The organism is Nocardia sp. NPDC058497 (genome assembly GCF_042720195.1).
GTDB lineage: Bacteria > Actinomycetota > Actinomycetes > Mycobacteriales > Mycobacteriaceae > Nocardia.
Window position 1 is genome coordinate 1 of sequence record NZ_JBHXMY010000947.1, and the last position, 1,455, is coordinate 1,455.

The window sequence follows — 1,455 nt, forward strand, 5'->3', positions numbered from 1 at the left end:
GGGCCCTCACCGCGGCTCTGCTCGCCGACCTCGGCCAACCCACTCGTCCCCGCCCCGCGGAAGGGGCGCGCGCGACGGCCGCGGCCTTCGACTGGGTCATCAGTTAGGTATCGGGGGGATTCCGGATGGCGCGCTGACCGGTCGGCAGACAGACTGGACACCATGACTTCGCACGCCATGGGCACCGAGGCCGTCGACGCGGCGGCCGCCACCGAGATCGCGGCCGCCGCGCAGGACCTGGTCAAGTTGTATGGATCGGGAGACACACAGGTCAAGGCCTTGGACGGGGTGTCGGCTGACTTCGCGAAGGGGGAGTTCACCGCGATCATGGGGCCCTCCGGTTCGGGCAAGTCGACGTTGATGCACTGCCTGGCCGGTCTCGACAGCGCGAGCGAGGGCCATGTCCGCATCGGCGACACCCCGCTGACCGGGCTGTCCGACAAGCAGATGACCGCGCTGCGCCGCGACCGGATCGGGTTCGTCTTCCAGGCGTTCAACCTGGTGCCGACGCTGACCGCGCTGGAGAACATCACCCTCCCGCTCGACATCGCGGGCCGCAAGGTCGACCAGGAATGGCTAGACACCGTCGTCAAGCGCCTCGGCCTCGGCGACCGCCTCGAGCACCGGCCCTCCGAACTGTCCGGCGGCCAGCAGCAGCGCGTCGCGTGCGCCCGCGCCCTGGTCGGCAAGCCGGAGATCATCTTCGGCGACGAGCCGACCGGCAACCTGGACTCGCATTCCTCCGGTGAGGTGCTGGCGATCCTGCGCGCCTCGGTCGACGAGTTCGGGCAGACCGTCGTGATCGTCACCCACGACCCGCGCGCGGCCGCCTACTCCGACCGCGTCGTGTTCCTGGCCGACGGCCGCATCGTCGACGAGCTGCGCGATCCGACCCAGGATTCCATCCTCGACCGGATGAAGGCGCTGGAGACCCGATGAATAACCCCATGCGCAAGGTCGCCTTGCGCAATCTCGCCGCGCACAAGGTGCGGCTGGCGTTGACCCTGCTGTCGGTGGTGCTGGGCACCGCCTTCATCTCCGGCTCGTTCGTCTTCACCGACACCTTGCAGCGCACCTTCGACGGCATCTTCGAAGGCCAGGCCCAGGGCGTCGACGTGCGCGTCGGCCCCAAGGACCGGCAGTCGCTGGGCGTGCCGACCAATATCGTGGACGCGCTGGCCAAGACCGAGGGCGTCGACCGCGTCGCCCCGGCCGTCAACGGTCCGGTGGTGCTGCTCGAACCCGACGGCAAGAAGGCCGTGCAGACCGGTGGCGCACCGAGTTTCGGCCTGTCCTACCTGCCGCCGGACAAGTCGGTCGAAGAGCCGAACACGTTCGTCGCCGGTGCCGCGCCCGACCAGCCGAACGAGATCGCGCTCAACACCACGGGCGCCGAGAAGGCCGGGCTGCGGGTCGGCGACAAGACCAAGGTGCTCATCCCGTCCAAGGGCTGTC

2 protein-coding genes are annotated in these 1,455 nt (G+C 69.3%); both read left to right on the forward strand.

Annotated features, from left to right (window positions below):
- The first annotated feature begins 162 nt into the window (after positions 1–162).
- Positions 163–939 carry an ABC transporter ATP-binding protein gene (locus ACFWPJ_RS32710; protein ID WP_378857366.1) on the forward strand — a complete coding sequence of 259 codons (777 nt, stop codon included), beginning with the start codon at positions 163–165 and terminating at the stop codon, positions 937–939.
- Positions 936–1,455: ABC transporter permease (locus tag ACFWPJ_RS32715; protein ID WP_378857368.1), on the forward strand; the 520-nt coding region annotated here is incomplete at its 3' end. The genes ACFWPJ_RS32710 and ACFWPJ_RS32715, both read left to right, overlap by 4 nt.

Coding starts and splice junctions, on each gene's coding strand:
- ACFWPJ_RS32710 (WP_378857366.1), top strand. CDS start 163: ATGACTTCGCACGCCATGGGCACCGAGGCCGTCGACGCGGCGGCCGCC.